Genomic DNA, 24,350 nt, shown 5'->3' on the forward strand with positions numbered 1-24,350 from the left:
GGCCCGGCGGCCGGGCACGGACGGACCGCGACAAACAGGGCGATGAGGCAGGCAAAGATCATGTGGACCAGGCCGCTCATCGCCTGCGCCGCTCCCGGTACCGAAAATACCGGGTCAGGGCGTCGGCCGCCTGGTCCCCGGTCTGAAGTTCGACGGCGTCCACGTCGGCGGCCTTCAACGCGCCGAGCCGCCTGCGATAGTCCTCCGCCCGGGCGGCTTCATAGGCCTTCCGGGTGGCGGCATCCGATGCGTCGATCAACTGAGCCTCCCCGGTCTCCGGATCCCGGAGGGTCAGGAGCCCCCCTTCGGGCAGGCGGAACTCGCCCGGGTCCGAGAGCACGACCCCGATCAGTTCGTGTTTGCGGGAAAGCATCCGCATTTCTCGGGAGTATCCATCGTCCTGAAAATCGGAGATCAGAAACGCCACGGACCGCTTTCGGGCGACCCGGCCCAGAAATGCCAGGGCCTCCCGGATATCCGTGCCGGTCCGTTCGGGCTGAAAGGCAAATATCTCCTTGATGAGGCGCCAGACATGGGCGGACCCTTTTTGGGGTGGGATATGGCGTTCGATCCTGTCGGTGAACAGGATCGCGCCCACCTTGTCGTTGTTGCGGACGGCGTTGAAGGCCAGGATGGCCGCCGTTTCCGCCGCCGCCTCCCGTTTCAGCATGTCGCCGGTGCCGAAGCCGCCCGAGGCGCTCATGTCCACCAGGAGGTTGACCACGAGTTCGCGCTCCTCCCGGTAGCGCTTGATATAGGGCCGCCCGAGGCGCGCCGACACCTTCCAGTCGATGCTCTTGACGTCATCGCCGGGCGAATACTCCCGGACCTCCTCGAACTCGATCCCCGACCCGCGGAAAACAGAGCGGTACTGGCCGGCCATCAGGGTATTGACCCGCCGCGAACTCTTGAAATGGATCTTCTTGATCTTTTTGATGACTTCCGGAGAAAGCATCCGCGCATTCACCTCCTCGCACCCTGAGGGAGCCCCGGGTCAGGGCACCTCGACGGAATCGAATATCCGGGCGATGATCTGATCCGTCGTGACGTCCTCGGCCTCCGCCTCATAGGTCAACAGAATCCGGTGCCTCAGGACGTCGGGGGCGACGGTCTTCACGTCCTGAGGGGTGACATAGGCCCTTCCCTGGAGGAATGCGTATGCCCGGGCCGCCAGGCTCAGGAAGATCGTGGCCCGGGGGGAGGCGCCGAACTGGATGTAGGGGGCGATATCCATCTTGTATGCCAAGGGGCTTCTCGAGGCGAAGACGATGTCCACGATATACTCTTTCAGCTTTTCATCCATATAGACCGACCGGATCAGGCCGGTTATCTCGTTGATCTGGGACGGATCGATCACCTGCCGGATGCCTTCCATCGTTTCGAATCCGACCCGGTGCATGATCTCCTTTTCCTCCGCCCTGTTTGGGTATCCGATGAGGAGTTTCATCATGAAACGGTCCACCTGAGCCTCGGGCAGCGGATAGGTGCCCTCCTGCTCGATGGGGTTCTGGGTGGCCATGACCAGAAACGGGTCCGAGAGGGGATAGGTGGCGTCCCCGATGGTGACCTGACGCTCCTGCATGGCTTCCAGGAGAGCGGACTGGACCTTGGACGGCGCGCGGTTGATCTCGTCGGCCAGGATGATATTGTGAAAGATGGGCCCTTTCTTGGTGTAGAAGTCGCCGGTCTTGGGGCGGTAGATCTCCGTTCCGATCAAATCGGCCGGAAGCAGGTCCGGGGTGAATTGAATCCGCTTGAAATCGGCCCGGACGGTATCGGCAAGGGCTTTGACGGCGCTTGTTTTCGCAAGCCCCGGTACCCCCTCGATCAGGATATGCCCCTTGGTGAAGAGCCCGATCAGGAGCCCCTCCGTAAGCTTGTGCTGGCCGACGATGACCTTTCCGATTTCCGTTTTGATGTTGCCCACGAGAAAATGCTTCTCTTCGATCCGGGCCTTGAGCGCATCGAGTGCCACAAAACCTCCTTATGCCATGAGCCGGATGCCCGCCGGCCCCCCGGGGCGATGCCGGCAGAGGCGGCGGACCCCATGCCGCAATTTGAAAAGAGCAATCTTAGAGAACCATTTAAACCTTGTCAAGACCGCTCCTTGGCTTTATAAGATAGGCGACTTGAACCTTGGCGGTTCCGCAAAAAGCCCGATATCTTCGCTGCGATTATCCCGTCGATGCGGCGGGCGGCAACTATGCCGCATTCATGGGCATTCGCAATCTATAGATCTCGAACTTTTCACGGAACCGTCCGCCAAGCGACTTGCGAGTGAATCCCCCCGTACGTCGCCGCTGGAAGGGCACCCGATGAAAAGATCCCGGAATGAGGCGCAGCGGCCGCTTTTTGGCCACATCCTCATGCAGAAGAACATCATCACGGAAGCGCAGTTGCAGCAGGCCCTGGACATCCAGAGGACCCGCAGGGCTCAGTTGACCGATCCGACCCATATCGGCCAGGTCCTCGTTCAACTGGGATATGCCGCGGAAAAGGACGTCCTCCAGGCCATCAACGAATACCACAGCCTCGCCGTCAAATCCCTTTCCGAAAACCTCCATGAACAGGTCGAAAGCCGCTGCCAGAAGCCCGGAAAGGGGGTTTTCATCCCGCGGGTCCCGATCTGGCTCCAATGGTCTCTGATCACGACGGGACTCATCACCGTCACCGTATTCACCCTCTACCTCTTTACCATAGACCTTCAGAACAAGCAGCTTTTCCGGCAGACCCTCCTCATCGGCAAGGTGAGCCTCAATTATTTCGTCAGCAACGCGAGGATCCTGCTCCTTGAAGAGAAGAACGATCTGATGCTGAACACCCTCCTCACCGAGGCGTCGGCCGTGGAGGGCATCGTCTATGCCATCATCCTCGACCAGAACAGGATCATCAAGGCCCACACCGATCACACCCGCATCGGCGAAACCTTCGACATGGAGTCCCTCACCACAAGCGGCATCAAAGAAGACACCTTCACCTATTTTGACTATTTCTCGGCCACTGGAGAGCACATCCTCAACCTGAGCCGCACCGTCGTCATGAAGGAGAAAGCGCTGGGGGAGGTCCATGTTGGAATATCCCTGGACTTCATCGACCTCAGCATCCGGGAAAAAAACCGGCACATTCTCATCATCAGCCTGGCGATCATCGGCCTCGGCCTCGTCATCGCCGTATTCTACAGCATCCGGTTCTCGAGGCCCCTGACCATCCTCGTCAGGGCGTTCGGCGAGATCAGCGCCGGAAACTACCAGCACAGGATCCAGGACACCCGGAAAGACGAATTCGGAAACCTCGCGAAATCCTTCAACAGCATGAGCCGGGAACTCTGGCTGAAATCCATGATGGAGCGCTCCTTCGGCAAATATGTGGGGACCGAGGTCCTGGAACTGATCCTGAACAATCCGGCGAGCGACTGGCTGAAGGGCAAAAGACGCAGCGCCACGGTGCTGTTCACCGACGTCCGGGGGTTTACCTCCTACTCCGAGCCGCGGGAGCCGGAGGAGATCGTGGAGCGGCTCAACGAATACTTCGAGATCGCCACGGAGGCCATCAACCGCCACGGCGGGTACGTCGACAAGTTCGTGGGCGACGCCGTCATGGGGGTGTTCGGGGTGCCTTTCCCCTGCGACGACCACGTCGAACGAGCCGTCCGCGCGGCCATGAGCATGCAGCAGACCTTCCAGGAGAAAAGCCGGTCCCGGAAGAACGGCTTTCTCGGCAGGATCGGCATCGGCATCAATTCCGGCATGGTCCTGTCGGGAAATATCGGCTCCCAGATGAAGATGGAGTACACGGTGATCGGCGACACCGTCAACGTGGCCTCCCGATTGAACGGCCTTGCCGGGCCGGGCGAGGTGATCATCAGCAGGGCGATCTACGAGCCCATGAAAGCGATCCTGGAGGTTGCGCCGCTCGAACCGCAGAACATCAAGGGGAAGCTCTATCCCGTCGAGGCCTTCCGCGTCCTCCACCTCTCCGGGGAGGAATAGGTCGTGAGGCCCTCCGGGGGAAAAGTGCGGATCGTCGGCGTCATGGGCGGCGGCGCGGCCGATGAAGAGACGATGGAAAAGGCCCGTGAACTGGGAGAGCGGATCGCCCTGGAGGGGTGGGTGCTTCTCACCGGCGGAAGGCATGCCGGCGTGATGGCGGCCTCGGCCCGGGGCGCGCGGGAGGCCGGGGGCCTGGTGGTCGGCATCCTCCCCGATGACCACTGGGGCCGGGTTTCCCCGTATGTCACCATCCCGATCCTTACCGGGATGGGAGACGCCCGGAACATCATCAACGTCCTCTCCAGCCATGTCGTCGTGGCCTGCCCGGGCGGCCCCGGAACGATCTCGGAGATCGCCCTGGCCCTGAAGGCCGGACGCCCGGTCATTCTGATGGATTTTGACACGGGGGGAATCTTTGACCGCTGCGAAAGGGAGGGCCGCCTTCACCGGGACAAAACGCCCCGGGCGGTCATTGAACGGATCAAGGCCGGGGAGACGGCAGGGGCCGGAGGATCATGACCCGTCGCGGGGTCCCGCCGCCTGCAGCAGCCCCATGATGGCCGGGGCCAGCGCCAGGTCTTCCGGCGTGGTGATCTTCAGGTTGAAGCGGCACCCCGGAATCATCCGGACCGGCCGCCCCATGCGCTCCAGGAGGGCGGCATCGTCGGTCTCCACAATGCCTCTTGCGCGGGCGAATTCATGGGCCTCCCGGATCAGGTCGTACCGGAATGCCTGGGGCGTCTGGGCGCACCAGATCCTGCTCCGGTCCAGGGTCTTCTCGATGATGCCGGCCGCGTCGACCTGTTTCAGGGTATCCACGGCGGGAATGCCCGGCATGCAGGCCCCGCAGGCCTCGGCTCCCGCGATGCAGCGGGCGATGAGGTCGGCCTGGATGAAGGGGCGGACCCCGTCGTGGATGGCCGCAACCTCCGCAAGCCCCCCTGCCGCCGCCAGCCCGTTGTATACCGATGCCTGCCGCTCCGCCCCGCCCGGAACCAGTTCAATGGCGCGCCGGTCGTCAAAAAGACTCAGAATATGATCCCGGCAGTAGGCGAGGTCCGTTTCAGGCACCACCAGGAAGATGCGGCGGATCGCCCTGCATTGAAGGAAGGCGGACAGGGTGTGGCCCAGAATCGGGCGCCCGCCGAAAGCGAGATACTGCTTGCGGAGGGTGCTTTTCATGCGCCGCCCGTCTCCGCCGGCCACGATGATGCCCACCGCCCGTGTCATGGTCTATTCGTGGAGATAGGCGAGTTCACGCGGAAGCGACACTCCGTTGCCCATGATATCCTCGCCGTAGTTGGAATTTGCGAGCACCTTGAGATCCCGGAGGGACCGGGCATCCCCCTCAAACCGCACCAAGGTGATGTTTTCGTTCTTGATTTTGCCGCCCGCCCACTGGATGTCCAGGACGCTGCTGGCGTCAAACCGGCCTTCCCCCGCACACAGCTCGACCTTGCCGCCATAGTACTGAACGATCTTGGCCACCAGCAGGCTCGGCCGGCTGTGAAACCCCCTGGGCACCGGCACCCCCACCTGAATGACATCGCGCTCGATATTCTCGTTCAAGACCGCCTGGGCGATGTCTTTCCCCTGGGAGAAGAAGTGGCATACCCAGTAAAGGCCGTAATTGATGGTCCGGTCCAGGAGCCTGTCCGGATCCACCAGAAAGGAGAGCTGGTTTCGTACGCTCTTGTAGATATCCCGGTATCCGGCCTCGTGGAGATGGCGTTCGTAGAAGTGAAGAAACCGGCCCATGCTCTGAAGCAGGTGGAATACCACGGAGAAATGACTGCGGAGGGATTTGAGCTGCCGCTCGCCGGAGATGTATCCGCCGTGAATCACGTAGGTGTCAAAGGAGGACTGGAGGTTGTGCACCAGCATTTCATACCGCCTCACCTCTACCTCGTTGATCATCTCCGGAACCAGGGAGCGGATCCTGGCCGGGTCATAGGCATCGAAGTATCCGAACTGGTCGAAGTGCTTGCCGATTTTCAGAAATTCGCTCGCGATCTTCACGATATGCTTTTTCGGCTGGGTTTTCTCCTCGTCGTCGATATTGTATTCCAACCGCGTGCCGGTGACGATCCCCGGAAAATCCGATGCTTCGAATTCATCCCCCGGGACGGGGATGCCCAGTCGTTTGGCCTCATCCAGGATGACCGGGGCGATCTTGATCAGGGATCGGGTCAGGAACTCGAGGGTCAGGCGCCCCTCTGTCTCAAAGGAAGCATCGGCTTTCAGGTCATAGCAGACCAGGCGGTTGAGGATGTGCTTCTGGGAATAGCCCCCCAGGCTCAGGTGCCTCACGGCGGCGCAAAGTTCCCTGTAAAGATACCATTCCTTGTTGTTCTTGGCGCCGTGGAAGTCGAGAAAATCCTCGAGGACCTGTGAGGTGCCGATCAGCTTGGAAAAAAGCTTCTTGGTGAACTCATATCCATGTTCCGGGGATCCGGGGCCGAGAATGAACAGGCAGCACCTGAGGTAGTCGCGGGAGAACAGGTGAACCTTCTGGGTGAAGGAATGGTCTTCAGCCCTTCGCTCTGCGGCGATCATCTACATCATGTCCTTCTGGGTTTCCGAAATGGCCTTGTCGAGCTTTTCCCGCAGACCGGGGGGCAGACCTTCGATGTCAACGTTCAGAAAGCCCCTGACGATCGTCGACACGGCATCCTCCTCGTCCAGGCCCCGGGCCATGAGATACTCGATCTCCCGCCGGTCGATTTTCCCCACGGCTGCTTCATGGGACATCTCCACCCCGGGAACGAACCCCTGCAGCTCCGGAATGGCATGCATGAGCCCATTGTTCAGGATCAGCCCCTTGCATTCGAGGTGAGCCCTCACCCCGGCGGCCTTTCCGATCAGATCCCCCCGGACGATGATCGTTCCGCCGGAGGTGATGCCGCGGCTGATGATCTCCGCACGGGTATTGGGCGCCGTAAGAACCACCCGGGAGCCGACATCCATGTGGCTGCCGGCGCCGGCCACCAGAACGCTGTTGAAGCGGGCCACCGCCCCTTCCCCCTCGAGGTGCGTCGTCGGAAACATTTGGAGGGATCCCACCGGCTTGAGGCAGATATAGTTGGAGATCAGGGTCCCCCCCTCGGCCACGCGGGTCACCGTCCGGGGCCTGACACTGACCTTCCTGCCCCAATCGTGGATCATGGTGAACATCAGCGTGGCCCCTTTTTTGACATAGAACTCGGAAACGCCCACGTGAAGCCCCGACTCCAGGTGGGGCGCCGTGGCGCAGCCGGTGATCACATGGACCCGGGAACCCTCCTCGGCGATCACGATGTTATGGACGTTCTGAGAAAATCCGTTTTTTTCGATGTAGAGACAGGACTGAACGGGGTGGGCCGCCCTGACGCCGGGGAGAACCCGGATGAAGTAGCCTTCATGGGGATGGGCCTTGGCGCTCCTTGTAAACGGGTCCAGATCCGGCGAAATGCTTTTCCACGCGTACTCCGAAAGCCAGGGGTGAGCGGCCATCGCCTGGGAGATGCCCATCATCTCGACGCCGGCCTGATGGGACATGCAATGAACCACCGTCCGGTCCTTCTGGATGAAGGTCCCGATGCGGTCCCTTTCGAGGGGGTCGATCCCCACATCCAGCCACTTCTCGGCGTCCGAGGCATCGATGCGGCTCAATTCCGGGATGTAGGCATGCGCTTCCGCATCCGTCTGAAATGCTTCAGGATCGACCGTTATCGCATTTTCTACATCGCGCATCGGGTGCATTCCTCGTAGCCGTATTCCCGGATCCATTTCAGGATTTCGCTGGCATTCCTGTTGAGGCACAGCACCCCGTCGAACAGGACACGGCCTTTATCCGCGGTGATGTATTCAAGGATGTGTCCGGTATGGGTGATGACCAGGGCCGACTTTGCCTGCTGCGGGAACGGTTCACCCGGCGGGAGATCGCGGTTGCATCGGATTCCCCGCCCCAGAAGCTGGTTGATGGTCTTGCCGATGAGGACGATGTTTTCCAGATCCACCCCGGATTCCGGTTCATCCAGGAGAACAAGATCGGGCTGCTGGGCCATCAACTGAAGCAGCTCGGAGCGTTTGATCTCACCGCCGGAAAAATTATCGTTCACATCCCGGTCCAGAAAATCGCTGAACCCCACCCGACGCGCCAGTGCGTCGACGTCGATCTCTCCCCGCCTCGCGCCGCAGATCTCCACGATGGAGCGGGTTTTGAGGCCCTTGATCGTCGGCGGCCGCTGAAAGGAGATGCCGATGCCCAGACGCGCCCGCTCGTGCGAGGGCATATAGGTGATGTCCTCCCCCTTGAAGGTGATCTTTCCGTGGGTGACGGTGTATCCGGAAAACCCCATGAGCGTCATCATCAGGCTGGTTTTTCCCGATCCGTTCGGCCCGAAAAGGACGTGGGTCTCGCCTCTCGGCACCGCCATGTTGATGTTTTTCAGAATGGGTTTCCCGCCGATCTCCACCCGCAGTTCTTCTATCAGCAGCATCGTTTTTGCAGTCTCTCCTCCTGCCGGGAATCGATCTGATTCGGTTGGATATGGAAAAAAAATGGTCGGAGCAGTCCATAAGCCGAATTCTGTTCCATCCCTCAGGATGGCGGCAATCATTCATCTCTGGACGCCGGTTGCCCGGCGCCTCTTGCAACCTACCCGGGAGCTCGGACGGGCCGCCCTCGATCACTCCCCTATTTGGTCTTGCACCGGGTGGGGTTTACCAAGCTTCCCCGGTCGCCCGGGGAACTGGTGCGCTCTTACCGCACCGTTTCACCCTTACCGTCGGTCGGCGCCGAGACCGCGCCCGGCAGGCCGGACACGCTCTCGCCGACCCAAAACGGCGGTCTGCTCTCTGTTGCACTTTCCTTCGCGTCGCCGCGACTCCATGTTATGGAGCACCCTGCCCTGCGGTGTTCGGACTTTCCTCCGGACACACGCGTCCGGCGATTGCCCGGACTGCTCCGACCATCTGGCAAAACCCTAATCCGAAGGCCTTTGCCAGTAAATCAATCTATTACAGAAAGGGCAAAAGTTCAAGCTTTCGAATCGCCTGAGTTCATTGGCCATCTGGGGGGGGATCTGGATATTGCAGCCTTCGCACGTGTTCCCCCTCACCGGAACGATCATGGGACTTTCGACCTGTTTCTGGATCCGGGTGAAAATCTTTATCAGTTCAGGAGGGGCAGCCTGGGCGGTTCGATCGCGTGCCTCGGCGATTTCGGCGAGGCGTATCTCCCCTTCACGCGACTCGGACTCCAGTCGAGCTTTTTCCGCCGTAAACGACGCATCGGCTTGAACACACTCCTGCTTTCGCTGTTCGAGCCCCTTTTCCCCGGCCTCGATCCGGTCGAGCAATTCGAGCATCTCGTCTTCGAAGCGGCTGTTCTTCTTTTCCGTCTCCTCCATCGCCTTCAGCAGGGCCTGGTATTCCTTGTTGGTTTTGATGCCGGGCAGGCGGCTCTTGCTTTTTCGGATCAGCTCCAGATTGGCCTTGACGTCGGATTCCAGGGATCGATAGTCCTTCCGAAGGGCTGCAAGATCGGCCTCCGCCGCTTCCCTCTCCGCCTCTGCGGAAGCCAGGTTCCCCTCCAGCGCCTGCAGCCGTTGGGCGATCCCCGAAAGAAACGTCCTCACCGCGTCGGCGTCCACATCTTTTCTCTGGAGCTCCACCAATATATCAATTTGTTCTCTAACTTCCATCACATCTCTCCATTCTTCTCCGTCGCATCGCCCTTCAGATGGAAACAAACGGATCTTTTTCCAGGGGGCATTCCGCCACCAGCACCGGGAGGGACATTTTTTTGAGTATCACCCGCAGCCGTTCTGCAAGGATGCCCACGATGATGTGCTCCGATGCAAAATGCCCCATATCGATGAGCCCCCTTCCGGCGGCTTCGGCATCCCGGGCATCGTGGTACCTCAGGTCCCCGCTGATGTAAACGTCGGCCCCCGAGGCGAAAAAGGCTCCCATCAGGCTGGATCCGCTCCCTGAACACACCGCCACGCGGCGAACGGCCATATCGGGATCTCCGGAATACCGCAGGGCGGTCGCCCCGGACGTTTCCCGGATCGCTTGAACGAGGGACGCCAGCGTGGTCGGACGGGTGAGGGTGCCGACCCGGCCGATGCCTTCCCCGGCGGCCCGGGAAGACGCCGCAAGGGGAACAAGACCGGTCAACTGCATCCGGGCCGCCAGGACATCGTTGATGCCGTCGGTCACGCTGTCCAGGTTGGTATGGGCGGAAAAGATGCTCAGTTGATGAAGGGCGGACTGATGGACGATCTTTCCTGGCGGGGTCTCGAAATCGATGGTTTTGGGGGGTTTCAACCAGAGGGGGTGGTGAGTGATGAGAAGGTCGACGCCGGTTTCACATGCGGCGGCGACGACCGCCGGGGTCGGATCGAGGGATACCCATATCTTCTTTACCGGCCAGTCCTTCCGCCCGACCTGTAGCCCGACGTTGTCCCATTCCTCCGACAGTGCGGGCGGCGCGATCTGATCCATGATACCGATCAGGTCCGCTACGGTGACGGTCATAAAACCCCTCCATTTTCGAGGATGGTCGATCAAAAAAGGCGTGGCTCGAATTTCCGCCACGCCTTTCCGTCGGCTTTACTGTGATGGGCCCACCTGGGATCGAACCAGGGACCGACCGGTTATGAGCCGGTGGCTCTACCAGCTGAGCTATGGGCCCAAAGGGAGATCGATACCGAGCACCTACCTAACGCCGTGGGTTCATTTTGTCAAGAATTACCCTGTTAATAGTCGATAAAACTCTTCAATTTCCGGCTTCGGGTGGGGTGCCTCAGCTTTCGGAGCGCCTTGGCTTCGATCTGCCGGATGCGCTCACGGGTCACCGCGAAATCCTGTCCGACCTCTTCCAGGGTGTGGTCGGCCTTCTCCCCGATGCCGAACCGCATCCGCAGGACCTTCTCCTCCCGGGGTGTCAGGGTGGCGAGCACTTTCCGCGTCTGCTCGGAGAGGTTGAGGCTGACAGCGGCATCGGAGGGCAGCATGAACTTCTTGTCCTCGATGAAGTCGCCCAGATGGCTGTCCTCCTCTTCGCCGATGGGGGTCTCCAGGGAGATGGGCTCCCTCGCGATCTTGAGGACCTTTCGGACCTTTTCCAGGGAGATCTCCATCTTTTCGGCGATCTCTTCGGGTGTCGGCTCCCGCCCCAGCTCCTGGACCAGGTAGCGGGAAGTCCGGATCAGCTTGTTGATGGTCTCGATCATGTGGACCGGTATCCGTATGGTGCGGGCCTGGTCGGCGATGGCGCGCGTAATGGCCTGGCGGATCCACCAGGTGGCATAGGTGCTGAACTTGTACCCGCGGCGATACTCGAACTTGTCCACCGCTTTCATCAGGCCGATGTTCCCCTCCTGTATCAAATCCAGGAACTGCAGCCCGCGGTTCGTGTATTTCTTGGCGATGCTCACCACCAGCCGAAGATTGGCGCGGATCAGCTCAGCTTTGGCGTCCTTGGCCCTCTGGCGGCCCTCCTCCACGTTGGACATGATCCGCTTCAAGGCCTTGCAGGTCGCCTTGATCTCCAGCTCGCGGGCATCGATCTTTTCCTGGATCGTTTGAAGCTTGTCGATCAGCACATCGATTTCCGAGGGCTCCAGGATGCGCTTCATTCGGAGGGACTCGACCAGGGCCTCCCTGTCTTCCGGGCTCTTGCGGCTCTCACCGGCGGGGATGCCGATGCTCTCCGCGCATTTCGAAAGCTCTCCCTGCATGAAAGTGAACCAACGGATATCCTCTTTGATGGCCGTCTCGATGTTGTCGATCACACCGCTTTCAAGGCGCCAATCCTTGAGAAAGTCAAAGATCTTGTTGTTTCTTCTGGAGATGTTCCTTCTGATCCGGCGCTGTTCATCGGCCTCCACCTCCGTGGTAAAGAGCTGCTCCCGGTAGGCCTTGTTTTCATTGTCCACCTCCCGGATGGACTGGATGGTGGTCAGAAAATTCTTGATCTGCAGCTCTTCGTCGACGCAGGTGTCTCCTTCATCCAGATCCCGCAGCACATGGCGCGGGCGAAGCGTCCCCGCCTCGATGTCATTGCCCAGGTCCATGATGCAATTGACGCCCACGGTGGTATCCAGAAGGGCCTTCAACACCTCCTGTTCGCCGGACTCGATCTTTTTGGCGATCTCGACCTCTTCCTCCCGGCTGAGCAGCGTCACCATTCCCATTTCCCTGAGATACATCTTGACGGGGTCCGTCACGGTACCGAATTCGGAGACCGAGGGATCGGCATCGATGCTCACCTTGCTCCGGCTCCTCTTCGCCTTGGCCGAGCTGGAAATCGGCTGTTTTTTATCTCCGAGAACATCAATGTCCAGGTCGTTGAACAGGACAAGCGTCTCGTCTAGTTGATCCGGGGATAGCGCGTCATCGGGAAGGACGGCGTTGATCTCGTCGTACGTGAGGTACCCCTGCTCTTTTCCCTTCGCGATAAGCGACTTGAAAGCGGCCTTGTCGTCCGCGTTCTCCCCATTGACAGTAGATTTCATAGCCATCTAGTTGCGCCTCCTAAAGAGTTCAGTTTATCGCCTGCCTCTTCCTGGCCCGGTTCTGTTTTTCCTTCAGTAATTCCAGCAGCAGAGCCTGATCGTTGCCGCGGCTTGCGGCGTCTATTCTCTGCAGCAGGTCGTCTGTATGCCTCTTTCGGCCCGAATCAAACTGGGCCAGCAATCTCAGGCATCCGTCTCGATCCCACACGTCCCCTCCCAACGAGAGATTTACCGTCATCTCCCGTTCCGCATCATTTAGTTTCTCTATCAACCCGGCGATATCGTGTTCGCCGGATGCCCTGTAGTGCGCAAGGAGATGCATGCCGATGGATTTGAGCCGCTCGTCCTCGAAATCATCGAGCGTGCCGCGGCGGTCGATCTCCACCAGGAAATCCTTGAACTGGAGCATCATGGTGATGATCTTCCGCTCGATCATGACGCTCCGCCCCGCAATCCCGGCCGCCTCCGGCACAGGCCCTCTCCCCGGAGCGGCATCCGCCATGCCGGATGAGGACGCCGCGGCGACTGCGCCAGCAACCGACCGTTCGTCAACGTCGATGATCGCGGCCAGGTTTCGGACATAGAGGGATCTTGCCATCGGGTCTGAAATGGCGCCCAGCGGCGCCTTGAGATCCTGGATGATTCGAAGCTTCCCCTCGATGGAGAGGCCGTGCTCCCGAACCGTCTCCTCCATCAGAAAATCCATCATGGTCCGGGCCGTCCGGGCCTTTTCCATGAAGGCCCCGGGGCCGAATCTCAGGAGGAATGAATCCGGATCGTCTCCCTCGGGAAGCACCAGAATCCTTGCATTCATATTTTCCTTTCGAAAGGTCTCCACGCTTTTGACGGCGGCCCGCATGCCGGCCTGGTCGGAATCATAGACGAGAACAATTTCCCGGGCATATCCTTTCAAAATCCTGACGTGTTCCGTCGACAGGGCCGTCCCGAGTGTCGCCACGGCATTTCGGATACCGGCCTGCGACAGGGCCAGGACGTCGAAATATCCCTCGACGACATAAACGGTGCCGGTTTCACGGCACCGGGCCCGGGCCGCATCCAGGCCGTAGAGGGAGCGGCGCTTGTTGAAGACGGCCGTTTCAGGCGAGTTCAGGTATTTCGGAAGGGCATCGTCCATCACCCGCCCGCCGAACCCGACGATATGGCTTGAGGCGTCCAGGATGGGAAAGACGATGCGGTTCCTGAACCGGTCGTAATGTCCGCCGCCCTTCTCCCTCGGGATGACCAGGCCGGCTTTTTCGAGGAAATCCGATGAAATTTGCCGCCCTGAAAAATACCCCGAGAGAGAATCCCAGGCCGGGGGCGCATACCCCAGTGAAAACCGGTCGATCGTCTCCCGCGTCAGCCCCCGATTCAGGAGGTAGGCCAGCGCCGAGCGCCCCTCCTGGCCGTCTGTCAGATTCTTCCGAAAGAACGCGGCCGCCTCCCGGTTGACATCAAAAATCCCCTCGCGCTCCTGCATCCGATGCCGCTCCTCCGGCGAGAGCTGTCGATCCTCCACCGCAATCCCGTGCCGGCGGCCCAGCTTGCGGACCGCTTCGGCAAAGGAAAGTCCTTCGTGCTTCATCAGGAAGGTGAATACATTGCCTCCGGCGCCGCATCCGAAACAATAGAAAACCTGTTTGTCGGGGCTTACTGAAAACGATGGGGTTTTTTCGGAATGAAAGGGGCACAAGCCCTGAAAATTTTTACCGGCTTTCCTGAGCAGCACCACTTCCGAGATAACGTTGACAATATCTGAAACGTTCCGGATATCTGAAATCGTTTTTTCGGGAATCGACTCCACCAAAACTGGCCTCCCTCACGCTGACATCGGAACTCCGGAAGGATATTGAAGCGGAAAAGGGTTTACCTAAAATTTATTTTTAATCACTGCCGACGGATGAGGCAACTTCCCCTGTGCAGCCCGACCATTTTTTTGTCGCCGGTGCCCGCGGACGAGAAGCTTGGATAATGTAAGCCGGAATCCCCTCATGTCAACTGAGGCGCGAAGAAACCTGTTCATCGGGATATCGGCGCGTCAGGGCAATCGCCTCCTTGAGGTCCAGGGTCCCGGCATACAGCGCCTTGCCCGTGATGACACCGATGACCCCGAACGGCTCGAGTGGAATGAGATTTTGGATGTCCTTGAGGGTGGAGACGCCGCCGGAGGCCACCACCGGTATGGAGATGGATTCCGCCAGTTCCCGGGTGGCCTCGATGTTCGGGCCGGTCTGCATGCCGTCCCGATGGATGTCGGTGAAGTTGACGGCGGCGACGCCGCTGTCTTCAAACCGCCGGGCCAGGTCAACCGCGCGGGTCCGGGTGGTCTCCGTCCATCCCTCGATGGCGACCAGCCCGTTTCTGGCATCGATGCCGACCACGATCCGCCCCGGATAAATCGTGCAGGCTTCCTGAACGAGGGCCGGATTCCGGATCGCTTCGGTCCCGAGGATAATCCGATGGACCCCGATATCCGCGTACATGCGGATCGTATCCATATCCCGGATGCCGCCACCGATCTGTATGGGGACCGTCACGGCATCGAGAATCCTCTGGATGGAAGCCAGGTTTCCGGGCTTTTTTTCCACCGCGCCGTCGAGATCGACCACATGGATCATCGCCGCGCCGTCCTGCGCCCACCGGCGCGCCATGGCGGCGGGGTCCTCGCCGAAAACGGTCTCCCGGTCCATCCGCCCCTGCTCGAGACGGACGCATCTTCCGCCCTTGATGTCTATTGCGGGTATGACGATCATGGGATCTTGAAGCCTTCCATGATCCTTGCCAGCCCCGCAGAGGCCATCTGCTCCGCCGTGACCCACTTGCCCTCGCGCTCGAAGAAGGCGCTGATATCGAACATGTCTTCCATGAGCGTCTTCTGGGTTTCATCGAAATACCCGGTCCAGAGGAGGGACCCGTCGGACACCCGGACGAGATGGAGGTCAAAGGCCACGGATGCAGGGGATTCCACCGAAAGGTTTCCGCCCACCCTTTCTATGTAGCGGTAGAGATGCCCGACCAGAACGGCATCGGCCTCCAGCGCCCGTCCGGTTTCCATCATCAGGCTCCGCTCGGTGACGGCCTGCCTGCGATCCAGCATCCGGGCCTGGATTTCCCATAGATCCGATGCGTTGATCAGCCTGTAATCCCGAGGAGGTTTTGCCTTCAGGGCGGCCATCAGCCGGTTGGTCAACTGGGTCGACGCCGCGGGATCGACCGGCCCGGCGGCAAAAACCTTTCCGCTGAGAGGGCATCGGATGTTGACCTGTGCGCCCGTGTCGGTGTTCATGTCCCTGAAGGTCACCACCAGAATTTTCTGGAGATCGGGGGCAAGCTCGATCGACTTCTGGCTGACCCGCCTGTCGGCGCACCCCCACACGAAGGCAGACGCCGCCCCCACCAGTATTATACACCAAATGCTCCACCGATTCATGTCTGCCACCACTTTCACATCTGATTGGCGGTTTCGCAAATCGTCAGATATCCGAGTTGCGCGAACCCCTCGTCACTGCAGCGCACTGAACGTACGCCTCATTCCCCGGGATCCGATGGCCCTGATCTCAAACGGTTGACGAAACCGTCTGTCATGCGACTTTTATGAGGTTATCAAGGTTTGGAACTACAGTACGCCCTTGGTCGAACGGACATCCACGATTCTGTCGTCGTGAGCGGAGGCCCCGTCCAGCGCCCTGCCGGCCCCTTTGAACACGGACTCGAGAATGTGGTGTTCGTTTTCTCCGTATGCGACGTTGATGTGAAGGTTCATGCCGCACCGGTTGGTAAATGCCCTGAAAAATTCCTTTGCCAGATAGACATCAAACCCGGCCCCCCCCTTTCCGGTCTGAAGCACGTTGTAGACCAGATAGGGCCGGTTGGAGAGGTCGACGGCCACGGCCGAAAGGGTCTCATCCATCGGCGTCACGGCATGCCCGTAGCGCCGGATCCCCCGGCGGTCGCCAAGCGCCCGGCCAAACGCGTCACCCAGCACCAGGCCCACATCCTCTACCGTGTGGTGAAAATCCACGGCGATATCACCGTCGGCGCGGATGCGGAGATCGAAGAGGCCATGGGCGGTGAACAGGGTCAGCATGTGATCAAAAAAAGGAATGCCCGTCTGAATGTCCGCCTGACCCGAACCGTCCAAATCCAGCGTGATGCTTATTTTTGTTTCCTTGGTGCTGCGCTCAACCTCGGCCCTGCGTCCCATTCTCTATCCGGCTCCCATCGGCCTTCGAGGCGGCATTTGCAAGAAAACATCCCCTCGAAAGAGGCACCCTTTTCCAACAAATCCGGGAGGAACCATCACAGGTATCCCCCCAACGCTGCGGCCGTTTAACTATTTGATTTTATTTGAATTAACAAAAATTCGACGTTGGGAAGCATACACCCTGTCACCGAAAAGGTCAAGGGTTTTGATTCCCCCCGGCGGAGGATGCGCCCGTTGTTGATTGACATGGCCATGATTACTATATAAATTCATGGATGTCATCCCCCCGCCATTGCCAGGACAATCCATTCACCAGAGGAGGCAACAAAATGACGACTTCGAAAAAGGATTATATCCGAGACGTAGAAGAAACCCTCCAAAAATGGAATGATCGACTGGATGAGTTGGCTGTCGAGGTGAAAACCACGGCACCGGAGCGTCGGCATGAACTCGAGTCTCTCATCGTCACGATCATTGAGAACAGGAATTTCATTGAGATGCAGGTGAAGGCGCTCAAAAAATCGGGAGACAGCTGGCTCAACCTGAGGGAAAGCGTTGAGAGCGCCGCCAAAAACATCGACGCGAACTACCGCAGCGCTCTGGCGTACATCATGTAGGAACCGAAGACGACAGGCGCGGACCCGTCGTTTGCAGATGACGGCCAGCCCATTGGCTCCCGGGACCCTGCGGATCGGAAACCGACGCCGCCGGATCGTCAAAGGCCGGTTCGGGCTCCGCAGCCCCCCAGCATCACCAGGCGTTTTACCCATCCGAAGTATCCTCCTCCGCGCTCCGAGCGAAGGGCGTTTTGTGGACGATACTCAAGGATGACATGCGAGGATTTACAATGGTCGATATCCTTTTTTTCTCCCGCTTTGCCCGCACCGCCCTGTGCCGCCTCATTTTTTTCGGCATTTCGGTTGCTGCGGTTCTTCACGGGGGAGCCCCGCACGCCGGGGAGGTAGCCCTCCGTTGGGACGCACCGGGGGTTATCGTCAGCGGATACAAAATACATTATGGACCCGAGAGCCGCAGCTATACCCAGAGCATTGACGTGGGCAATACCCTGGAGTCCAGAATCTCGGATCTTGAAGAGGACGCCACCTACTATTTCGCGGCGACGGCTTACATCGCCAACGGCGCCACCATCGTCAACGTCCACGACCCCGCCGGGGGCGGAAAAGTCATTCGCTTTGACGGCGCGGGTCTCGACCATGGGTACCGGCTTTGGACGGGCGGCATGTCCGAATGGGGAGCCCCGGATCAGTTCGTCATGGAATGGCGCATGAACTATTCGGAGCCGTTTGAGGTCTTCATCGACATCGAAACCACCCGGGGACACCGCTATCTCGCCTATCCGCCGGTGGACGGCGACACCCTCGGAGAGGATGAATTCGTGAGGCACGGCATCGGCGCCTTCATCACAAACGGCGGCTGGCATACGGTGGTGCGCGACCTTCAGAAAGACCTGGAAGCGGCCCAGCCCGGCACCCGAATCATAGCCGTCAACAGCTTCATGATCCGCGGCAACGGCAGCGTGGACGACATCAAACTGCACCGGCGCTTTCCCGGCGCACCCAATCCCCATGCCCTCTACACCACCGTTTACGAAGACGGCGAAGACGGCCTTTCGGACGGCTGGCATCTTTACCTCAACCATACCGGCCCGGGAGGCTTCATTGAGAGCGGTTTTTCCAATGAGGTGGCGGCCTACATCCCCAGGGTCGACACGGATAACGACGGACTTCCGGACAGCATGGAACTGTCCGAGACCGGAACCGATCCCCGGGATCCGGACACCGACGGCGACGGCAGCATCGACGGCATGGAGATCCATCTGGGCACGAGCCCCCTCGACGGGAACGACGTCCCGGCGCCCGGCGGCCTCACGACGGTATATGAGGACGGGAACAGCGGCACGACCCACCGATGGCATGTCTATCTCGATCTGACCGATCGGAGCGCCCCCCCGGAAGCGGCCATCGTCTTCGACCCCGATCGGCAAGGCAATGTCGTGCAATTGAGCGGTTCGGGCATCGATCACGGCTACCGCCTCCGGTCCGACACTCTTTCCGATTGGCGGAACACCGACCAGTTCATCCTCCAGTGGAGCATGAACTATTCGGAAAATTTCGAGATTTTCATTGATACGCTTACGAGGGCGGGACGCCGCTTTTTGATCTATTCGCCCGTTGCCCAGAACCTCCTGGGCAGCGGCCAGCTTGTGAGATACGGCATCGGCGATGACGCCGCGGACGGGACATGGCGAACATTTGTGAGAGACCTCCAGGCGGATCTGGAAAACGCCCAGCCCGGCGCAATGCTCCTCGAGGTGAACGGCTTCCTGATTCGGGGAAGCGGCCGGGTGGATGACATCAAACTGCACGGCGAATTCCGGTAACCCGGAGCCCGCGGCGCGCCGGAAGCTTAAGATGGATCAGGGTCCTCAGGGTCCTCCGGCGCCTCGGATGGCAGGGGGACTTCGACCCGATTCGTTTTGCCGCCCTGGGCATAATTCACGACCAGCGCCCTGGGATTCGGGATGTTCGGCAGAAAAGCGCTGCCCTCCACCTTGCCGGCGGGCGCAAGCTCGACATTTTTCAAAACACGAAGCATAAAGTCCCGTTTCGCCTTTGCCTTTGACCCGGCAGACGATGCTTTTGTGGCGTTTGACAGCAGGCCAAAGAGGGTCCCGCCGCAGGGAACGAACTGCGTCGCGGCCATGCCCGCCGCCGTACCGACCACATCGCTCGCCAGTTCCCCGCCGACCGTAGGCGGTGCGGTGATCTGCTCATACCCCGATGCGGAATCGACGTATCGTCCGTCCTGATTGAGCAATTTGACGTTCTGCACCGTGAGCAGATCTGTTCCGAGGTTTTTGATTTCCATGATATATTCGCGCCAGCCGGGATCTTCGATCAGGGCGCCCTCATCATCCTGCCGGGCAATGGCCCTCAGCACCACAGCCACGTCGGTCGTTTCCATCCGGATGGGGTCGAACGTCCCGGCGGGGCTGGAAAGCGTCACCACCTTCGGCCTTCCACAGCCTGCAACGGCCAGGATCAGGGCAAGCAGCGGCAGGATAAACCAAGTGCGCACCCGCATAAAAACTCCTCAAACCAAAATAGACGGCGCCGGCCGCAATGAGACGGACTCCGGCCGGCCCGGTCGACCCAAGAGATACAATCTCCGTTCCTCCTGGAATTACAGCCTTTTTTTCTCAAACCAGAAAAACATCGCGAGGATACCCGCCCAGAACAAGGAAACGATGATCCACTGAGAAATACCCAACGCCTCGGGCAGACCGATCTTTCCAAAGTCTTTCCATGCAATCACGGTGGATTTAAAAAAGGGATAAATCTCTGCATAGAGTGCCGCCCCGCCCACCATGCCGATCATGGCAAATACGGCATGCCAGCGCCCCTCGCCCAGAGCGCCCAGAGAGGTGCCGGGGCAGAAACCCATGATCGCCCATCCGGCACCGAACAAGGCGCCTCCGATCAGCACGGCGCCGACATTCATGGGCTTGTGGCTCAATTTGATCATTTCCAGATTCGAGAGGATGAGGATCCCGACCATTCCCACCAGAATCGCCGACAGCATGAACTTGAATATCGTCATGTCTCTGAAAAGCATCGCCCCGACCTGTTTGTCGAACCGAAGAACCCGCCCTTTCTGCAGCAAAAATCCGAACAATACGCCGGTGACAAGCCCCAGCCACTGCTCCGTGCTCATGAGGCCCTCCTTGCATACACGATATGCGCAACCAAGACGCCCACGCCGAAAAACATGGCCAGCGCCGCAAATGAACTCACCGACAACTGCATCATGCCGCTGAGACCGTGTCCGCTGGGGCATCCGTCGGCCAGACGGGCGCCCACCATGGCGACGGCCCCGCCGATCAAAGCTGCGGCGGCCCGCTTTCCGATGGAGGGCCCAAACCGCTCCTCCCATGTGGGGGGAACGCCCTCCAGCCGGAAGCTTCCGTCCATGGCAGACGAAATCAGCGCACCCAGGACGATCCCGACAACCAGCATGAACTGCCAGTCCACGCGGACCTTGGTTTCGGCATAATACTCGTTGGACGCCACGTGCTCCGGGGAAACGGCGCGCTCCACAAAGCCGGCAGCGCGCACGAAGGTGGTTGACGCTCCTAAATAACTGGTTTTACCAAGCAGATGGGTGGTTGCAAGAACCGAGGCGATCGCCAGGAGACCCACCAGCGCCCCGGCGAGGTAGGGGCTCCATCCGCCGTCATCTGTTTTCCTTTTCATCGACTTCATCGACGCCTCCTTTTTTCACCCGACTTTCGGGGGGGTTGTCCGGTTGAGACCAAAGGTATGTCAGATGGTGATCCGAACCCTGTCTGCGAAAGAGACGGCGCTTCCGGATCCTTTCAAAAAGAATCAGGTTATCGCGGATCTGTCAATACAAAAGCGTTTCGGCGACGACGGGCCAGGACAGGGTCCGGCGGCCGGGCCTCCGGGACGGACAGCGCTATCTCAGGGCAATACCCCGAGTGCCCCGGCCCCGCCAGGTTTCTCCGGGAGTTCCGGCATGGCGAGCGCCCCGGCCATGTGATGCGGCGCCTTTCCGCTCAGGATGGGGCGGAGGGCGTTTTTCGCGAACCAGGCGATGCCTGCGGTGTTGAAGTGCATGTGGTCGTAATAGAAGCGCCGGTCCTGCATGGCCGACTCGAGGTTGACATAGGCGACGTGCTCGCCGTTTTCCGCGGCCGCCCGGAGCTTCCGGTCCACCTCGGGAAGGCCCGGGAAATCGCGCATCAGGAGGGGCAGCATGACGTAGGTGATCCGGCTGCCGTTCTTTTTGGCCAGGGCGTTGATCCGGTCGACGACCGGGCTGTAGCGCTCGAAATTGCCCTCCCCGTAACGATCGAGATAATGCTGCCGGGCCTCCTCCAGCTTGGCGCCGTCGATGGTTTTGAGCCTGCCCTCGGTGAGGCCCGGCCCGGCGTAGCGGGAGATGCCCGCCCAGTCGTCGACCGCGATCATCTGGAGGTAGGAAAAGATGCGGTCCTGGGGGTAGCCTTCCAGGATCAGGTTCCAGAGGATCGAGAGTTCAAAGGGTTCGTCCCGCAGGAAGAAGTCGTTGTTTTCGTTGTTGATGGCGGAGAAGAAGACCCATGGGTCCACCAGGTAGAGGATGTGGTCCACGGTGTTGCCGCGGCTGTAGAAATGGGAGAGATGCAGCTCCGCGGGCATGAGTCCGCCGCCGCCGCCCTTGGAGAGGTTGACGACCCGCTCGCCCAGGATCGCCTCCAGCACGCGGTGGTTGCCGTCCCTGGACAGCACGCGGCCCCGCGAGGTCCCCAGGATGGCGACGCCGTAATGCTGGTTTTCCCCCATCACGAGGAGGTTCGATTCGGTGACGTCGATATCCAGGCGGACATCGCGGTTCCGCCCTGAAAAAAACAGGAGCACGGCCGCCAGAATCGCCGCGTTCAGGAGCCCGAAGGCCGCTGTTTTGATGAAAAACCGTTTTGCCTGCATGGTCAATTCGACACCCGATCAAAACTGAAAATAGATGAACTCCTGCTGCACCCCGAACACCCCGGAAACCATCACTGCCCAGACGGTTGCCGTGTAGATCGACCACCGGGCCGCCATGGGCAGCCGCGCCACGGCATCCTGGATCCCCCTCCGCCGCTCGGTCATGTCCACGGCGAACAGGACCATCACCAGCAGCACGGAGCGCAGGAACGACGGCAGGCCGACCACCTGTACCCCCATGTCGGAGGGATCGATCAGGAACATCTTGCCGATGACGGCCAAGGCATCGCCCACGGTATTGGCCCGGAAGAAGATCCAGGCGAAGCAGACCATGGCCAGGGTGATGCCCGTCCGGACGGCGCGGTTCATGAAGCGGGCCTCGCCCGGAAACCACCGGTCGGCCAGGCGGGCCTGGAAATGGCCGGTCATGTTCTCCAGGATCAGGTAGCACCCGTGGAGGGCCCCCCAGATCACGAAGGTCCAGTTGGCGCCGTGCCAGAGGCCGCTCAGCAGAAAGGTCACAAAGAGGTTGTAGTACCAGCGCCCGGTCGAAGCGCGCTTCCCGCCCAGGGGAATATAGACGTAGTCCCGGAACCAGGTGGAAAGGGAGATATGCCAGCGCTGCCAGAATTCGCGGATCGACTTGGAGAAATAGGGCCGCCTGAAATTCTCCATGAGGTCGTAGCCCATGACCCGGGACGCCCCGCGGGCCATGTCGGTGTATCCCGAAAAATCGCAGTAGATCTGAATGGCGAAGAGAAACGTGGCCGCCAGTAGCGGAACCCCCCGGTAGTCGCCCACGTGGTTGTAAACCTGGTTGACGTAGACCGCCACGTGATCGGCGATGGCCACCTTCTTGAAGAGGCCCCAGAGCATGAGGCGGAGACCGTCGGTCACCCGCGCGTAGTCGAATTCATAGCGTCCCCGGAACTGGGGCAGAAGATGATGGGTCCGCTCGATGGGGCCGGCCACGAGCTGGGGCCAGAAGGAGACATAGAGGGCGTATATCCCCAGGTGCCGCTCCGCCGGGATCCGGCCCTTGTAGACATCGATGGAGTAGCTCAGGGTCTGGAAGGTGTAGAACGAGATGCCCACCGGCAGCATCACGTGGAAGACCGGGGCGTCGTAGAAGATGTTCCAGGCCTGGAAGGCATCGGTCACCGACCGGCTCAGGAAATTGAAATACTTGTAAAAAAACAGGATGCCCAGGTTGCAGACCAGGCTGACCCACAGGTACTTCCGCCGCCCCCGCCGGTCGGGGACCCTGGACATCATCCGAGCCGCCGTATAATCGACCAGGGTGGAAAACAGGATCAGAAGGATGTACTCGACCTTCCAGCACATGTAAAAATAGTAGCTCGCCGCGAGCAGCATCATCCACCGGAAACGGTGGGGAATCGCGAAGTAGATGCCGACGACGACGATGAAGAAAACCGCGAATTGAAGTGAGTTGAATAGCATGGTCGTTAAACGGGTTCAATAATGGGGGCCGGCCGAGGCCGATCTCTCGTGAGCGGACCTTCGGGACTCCCGGCCACGGATGCCGAGGTCAGGGGACTATAGAGGCTTGCTTCAAGCGCGTCAAACGGAAAATCACTGAAAATCCGGAAATAATCGGCCGCAGCCGGCGGAAAAACGGCCGGGATGCGCCTGCCGCGCTCCGGAGTTGACAATTGGTCCCGAATATGATCTTTCATGCCGTCGTGCGCCGGATCCCTTCGGCTATCCGGCCGCGTGGATCCGGGGCCGCATGCGCCCGGAAACCTCCGCAACCCTGGAAACGGGAGATATCTTCTTGAAAGTCACACACCCTGTGAAAACGCATTTTGGATCGGCCTGCGGCCTGCTCGCGGTCTCGGCCTTCCTTTTTATATGCGGCTGCGGGCCGCACGCCCTGCCCCCTTCCGAAATCTCCGGCCTTTCGGAGGCCGAAAAAAATGGCTGGATCCCCGCCGTCTGGACGGAATACCAGGAGGCCGGCCCCACCGAAACGCGCCTGCCCGATTTTTCCCGGGCCGGGTATGCCATGGGCCGCCGGCCGATCCCCGAGGTCGCAGGTCCGGTCTTTGACGTCACCGACCCGCGCTTCGGGGCACGCCCCGACGACGGCCGGGACGACACGGCGGCGATCCAGGCCGCC

The 24,350-nt window shown here is 60.1% G+C and carries 22 protein-coding genes, 1 tRNA gene, 1 other RNA gene and 1 pseudogene; 5 read left to right on the forward strand and 20 right to left on the reverse strand.

All coding sequences use genetic code 11. From position 1 onward, the window contains the following. Window positions 1–76: 76 nt before the first annotated feature. Together ACEW8N_RS06850 and ACEW8N_RS06855 are read right to left on the reverse strand one after the other, a co-directional pair. Window positions 77–955 carry a DUF58 domain-containing protein gene (locus ACEW8N_RS06850; protein ID WP_373499057.1) on the reverse strand — a complete coding sequence of 293 codons (879 nt, stop codon included), beginning with the start codon at window positions 953–955 and terminating at the stop codon, window positions 77–79. A gap of 39 nt (window positions 956–994) precedes the next feature. Beyond that, the gene (locus tag ACEW8N_RS06855) at window positions 995–1,948 is read right to left on the reverse strand and encodes an AAA family ATPase (RefSeq protein WP_373499076.1); all 954 of its coding nucleotides are present in this window, start codon (window positions 1,946–1,948) and stop codon (window positions 995–997) included. Between the two features lie 367 nt (window positions 1,949–2,315). Between ACEW8N_RS06855 and ACEW8N_RS06860 the strand changes: the two genes are divergently transcribed. Both ACEW8N_RS06860 and ACEW8N_RS06865 read left to right on the forward strand, forming a co-directional pair. After that, complete coding sequence (locus tag ACEW8N_RS06860) at window positions 2,316–3,989, forward strand: adenylate/guanylate cyclase domain-containing protein (RefSeq protein ID WP_373499058.1); 1,674 nt, start codon at window positions 2,316–2,318, stop codon at window positions 3,987–3,989. Between the two features lie 3 nt (window positions 3,990–3,992). Further along, a complete protein-coding gene (locus ACEW8N_RS06865; protein WP_373499059.1) occupies window positions 3,993–4,508 on the forward strand; it encodes a TIGR00725 family protein in 516 nt (171 codons plus the stop codon). Here the strand turns inward: ACEW8N_RS06865 and ispD are convergent. The 13 genes from ispD to hisB all read right to left on the reverse strand — a co-directional run bounded on the left by ispD (window position 4,503) and on the right by hisB (window position 16,700). Beyond that, window positions 4,503–5,219 carry a 2-C-methyl-D-erythritol 4-phosphate cytidylyltransferase gene (ispD, locus tag ACEW8N_RS06870; protein WP_373499060.1) on the reverse strand — a complete coding sequence of 239 codons (717 nt, stop codon included), beginning with the start codon at window positions 5,217–5,219 and terminating at the stop codon, window positions 4,503–4,505. The genes ACEW8N_RS06865 and ispD overlap by 6 nt on opposite strands. Before the next feature lie 3 nt (window positions 5,220–5,222). After that, window positions 5,223–6,545, reverse strand: a complete 1,323-nt coding sequence (locus ACEW8N_RS06875; RefSeq protein ID WP_373499061.1) for an HPr family phosphocarrier protein — start codon at window positions 6,543–6,545, stop codon at window positions 5,223–5,225. Further along, window positions 6,546–7,721, reverse strand: coding sequence for a SufD family Fe-S cluster assembly protein (locus ACEW8N_RS06880; protein ID WP_373499062.1), 1,176 nt, complete (start codon window positions 7,719–7,721; stop codon window positions 6,546–6,548). After that, a complete protein-coding gene (locus ACEW8N_RS06885) occupies window positions 7,709–8,470 on the reverse strand; it encodes an ABC transporter ATP-binding protein (protein ID WP_373499063.1) in 762 nt (253 codons plus the stop codon). Before ACEW8N_RS06885 ends, ACEW8N_RS06880 begins: the two co-directional genes overlap by 13 nt. A gap of 63 nt (window positions 8,471–8,533) precedes the next feature. Beyond that, window positions 8,534–8,939, reverse strand: an RNA gene (gene rnpB / locus ACEW8N_RS06890) — RNase P RNA component class A. A gap of 17 nt (window positions 8,940–8,956) precedes the next feature. Continuing rightward, on the reverse strand, window positions 8,957–9,676 hold the full coding sequence (locus ACEW8N_RS06895) for a zinc ribbon domain-containing protein (RefSeq protein WP_373499064.1): 720 nt from the start codon (window positions 9,674–9,676) through the stop codon (window positions 8,957–8,959). A gap of 34 nt (window positions 9,677–9,710) precedes the next feature. Continuing rightward, a complete protein-coding gene (locus tag ACEW8N_RS06900) occupies window positions 9,711–10,514 on the reverse strand; it encodes a Nif3-like dinuclear metal center hexameric protein (RefSeq protein WP_373499065.1) in 804 nt (267 codons plus the stop codon). A gap of 84 nt (window positions 10,515–10,598) precedes the next feature. Continuing rightward, window positions 10,599–10,671: transfer RNA gene (locus ACEW8N_RS06905), tRNA-Ile, on the reverse strand. A gap of 64 nt (window positions 10,672–10,735) precedes the next feature. After that, window positions 10,736–12,502 carry an RNA polymerase sigma factor RpoD gene (gene rpoD / locus ACEW8N_RS06910; RefSeq protein WP_373499066.1) on the reverse strand — a complete coding sequence of 589 codons (1,767 nt, stop codon included), beginning with the start codon at window positions 12,500–12,502 and terminating at the stop codon, window positions 10,736–10,738. 22 nt (window positions 12,503–12,524) lie between these two features. Continuing rightward, window positions 12,525–14,300, reverse strand: coding sequence for a DNA primase (gene dnaG, locus ACEW8N_RS06915; protein WP_373499077.1), 1,776 nt, complete (start codon window positions 14,298–14,300; stop codon window positions 12,525–12,527). A 190-nt stretch (window positions 14,301–14,490) separates the two neighbouring features. Continuing rightward, window positions 14,491–15,249, reverse strand: a complete 759-nt coding sequence (gene hisA, locus ACEW8N_RS06920) for a 1-(5-phosphoribosyl)-5-[(5-phosphoribosylamino)methylideneamino]imidazole-4-carboxamide isomerase (RefSeq protein ID WP_373499067.1) — start codon at window positions 15,247–15,249, stop codon at window positions 14,491–14,493. Continuing rightward, window positions 15,246–15,893, reverse strand: a complete 648-nt coding sequence (locus ACEW8N_RS06925; RefSeq protein WP_373499068.1) for a hypothetical protein — start codon at window positions 15,891–15,893, stop codon at window positions 15,246–15,248. Before ACEW8N_RS06925 ends, hisA begins: the two co-directional genes overlap by 4 nt. Window positions 15,894–16,112: 219 nt before the next feature. Next, a complete protein-coding gene (gene hisB / locus ACEW8N_RS06930; protein WP_373499069.1) occupies window positions 16,113–16,700 on the reverse strand; it encodes an imidazoleglycerol-phosphate dehydratase HisB in 588 nt (195 codons plus the stop codon). Between the two features lie 329 nt (window positions 16,701–17,029). On the opposite strand from hisB, the gene ACEW8N_RS06935 reads away from it, so the two are divergent. Together ACEW8N_RS06935 and ACEW8N_RS06940 are read left to right on the forward strand one after the other, a co-directional pair. Further along, complete coding sequence (locus ACEW8N_RS06935) at window positions 17,030–17,317, forward strand: hypothetical protein (protein ID WP_373499070.1); 288 nt, start codon at window positions 17,030–17,032, stop codon at window positions 17,315–17,317. 215 nt (window positions 17,318–17,532) lie between these two features. Beyond that, on the forward strand, window positions 17,533–19,101 hold the full coding sequence (locus ACEW8N_RS06940) for a hypothetical protein (RefSeq protein ID WP_373499071.1): 1,569 nt from the start codon (window positions 17,533–17,535) through the stop codon (window positions 19,099–19,101). Window positions 19,102–19,127: 26 nt separating this feature from the next. On the opposite strand, the gene ACEW8N_RS06945 is transcribed toward ACEW8N_RS06940, so the two are convergent. The 5 genes from ACEW8N_RS06945 to ACEW8N_RS06965 form a co-directional block, all read right to left on the reverse strand. Beyond that, entirely contained in the window at window positions 19,128–19,805 is a 678-nt protein-coding gene (locus ACEW8N_RS06945; protein ID WP_373499072.1) for a hypothetical protein, read from the reverse strand. A gap of 99 nt (window positions 19,806–19,904) precedes the next feature. Then, window positions 19,905–20,435, reverse strand: a complete 531-nt coding sequence (locus ACEW8N_RS06950) for a YeeE/YedE thiosulfate transporter family protein (RefSeq protein ID WP_373499073.1) — start codon at window positions 20,433–20,435, stop codon at window positions 19,905–19,907. Then, window positions 20,432–20,974, reverse strand: a complete 543-nt coding sequence (locus tag ACEW8N_RS06955) for a YeeE/YedE thiosulfate transporter family protein (RefSeq protein ID WP_373499078.1) — start codon at window positions 20,972–20,974, stop codon at window positions 20,432–20,434. The genes ACEW8N_RS06950 and ACEW8N_RS06955 overlap by 4 nt, the downstream gene beginning before the upstream one ends. Window positions 20,975–21,202: 228 nt before the next feature. Next, window positions 21,203–22,210, reverse strand: coding sequence for a hypothetical protein (locus ACEW8N_RS06960; RefSeq protein ID WP_373499074.1), 1,008 nt, complete (start codon window positions 22,208–22,210; stop codon window positions 21,203–21,205). Window positions 22,211–22,228: 18 nt separating this feature from the next. Continuing rightward, window positions 22,229–23,671, reverse strand: a complete 1,443-nt coding sequence (locus ACEW8N_RS06965) for an MBOAT family protein (RefSeq protein ID WP_373499075.1) — start codon at window positions 23,669–23,671, stop codon at window positions 22,229–22,231. A 334-nt stretch (window positions 23,672–24,005) separates the two neighbouring features. Between ACEW8N_RS06965 and ACEW8N_RS06970 the strand changes: the two are divergent. Continuing rightward, window positions 24,006–24,350: pseudogene (locus tag ACEW8N_RS06970) on the forward strand (hypothetical protein); the annotation flags it as partial.

Origin of the sequence: Desulfococcus sp. (genome assembly GCF_041737845.1) — a bacterium.
In the GTDB taxonomy this organism is placed as follows: Bacteria; Desulfobacterota; Desulfobacteria; order Desulfobacterales; family Desulfococcaceae; genus Desulfococcus.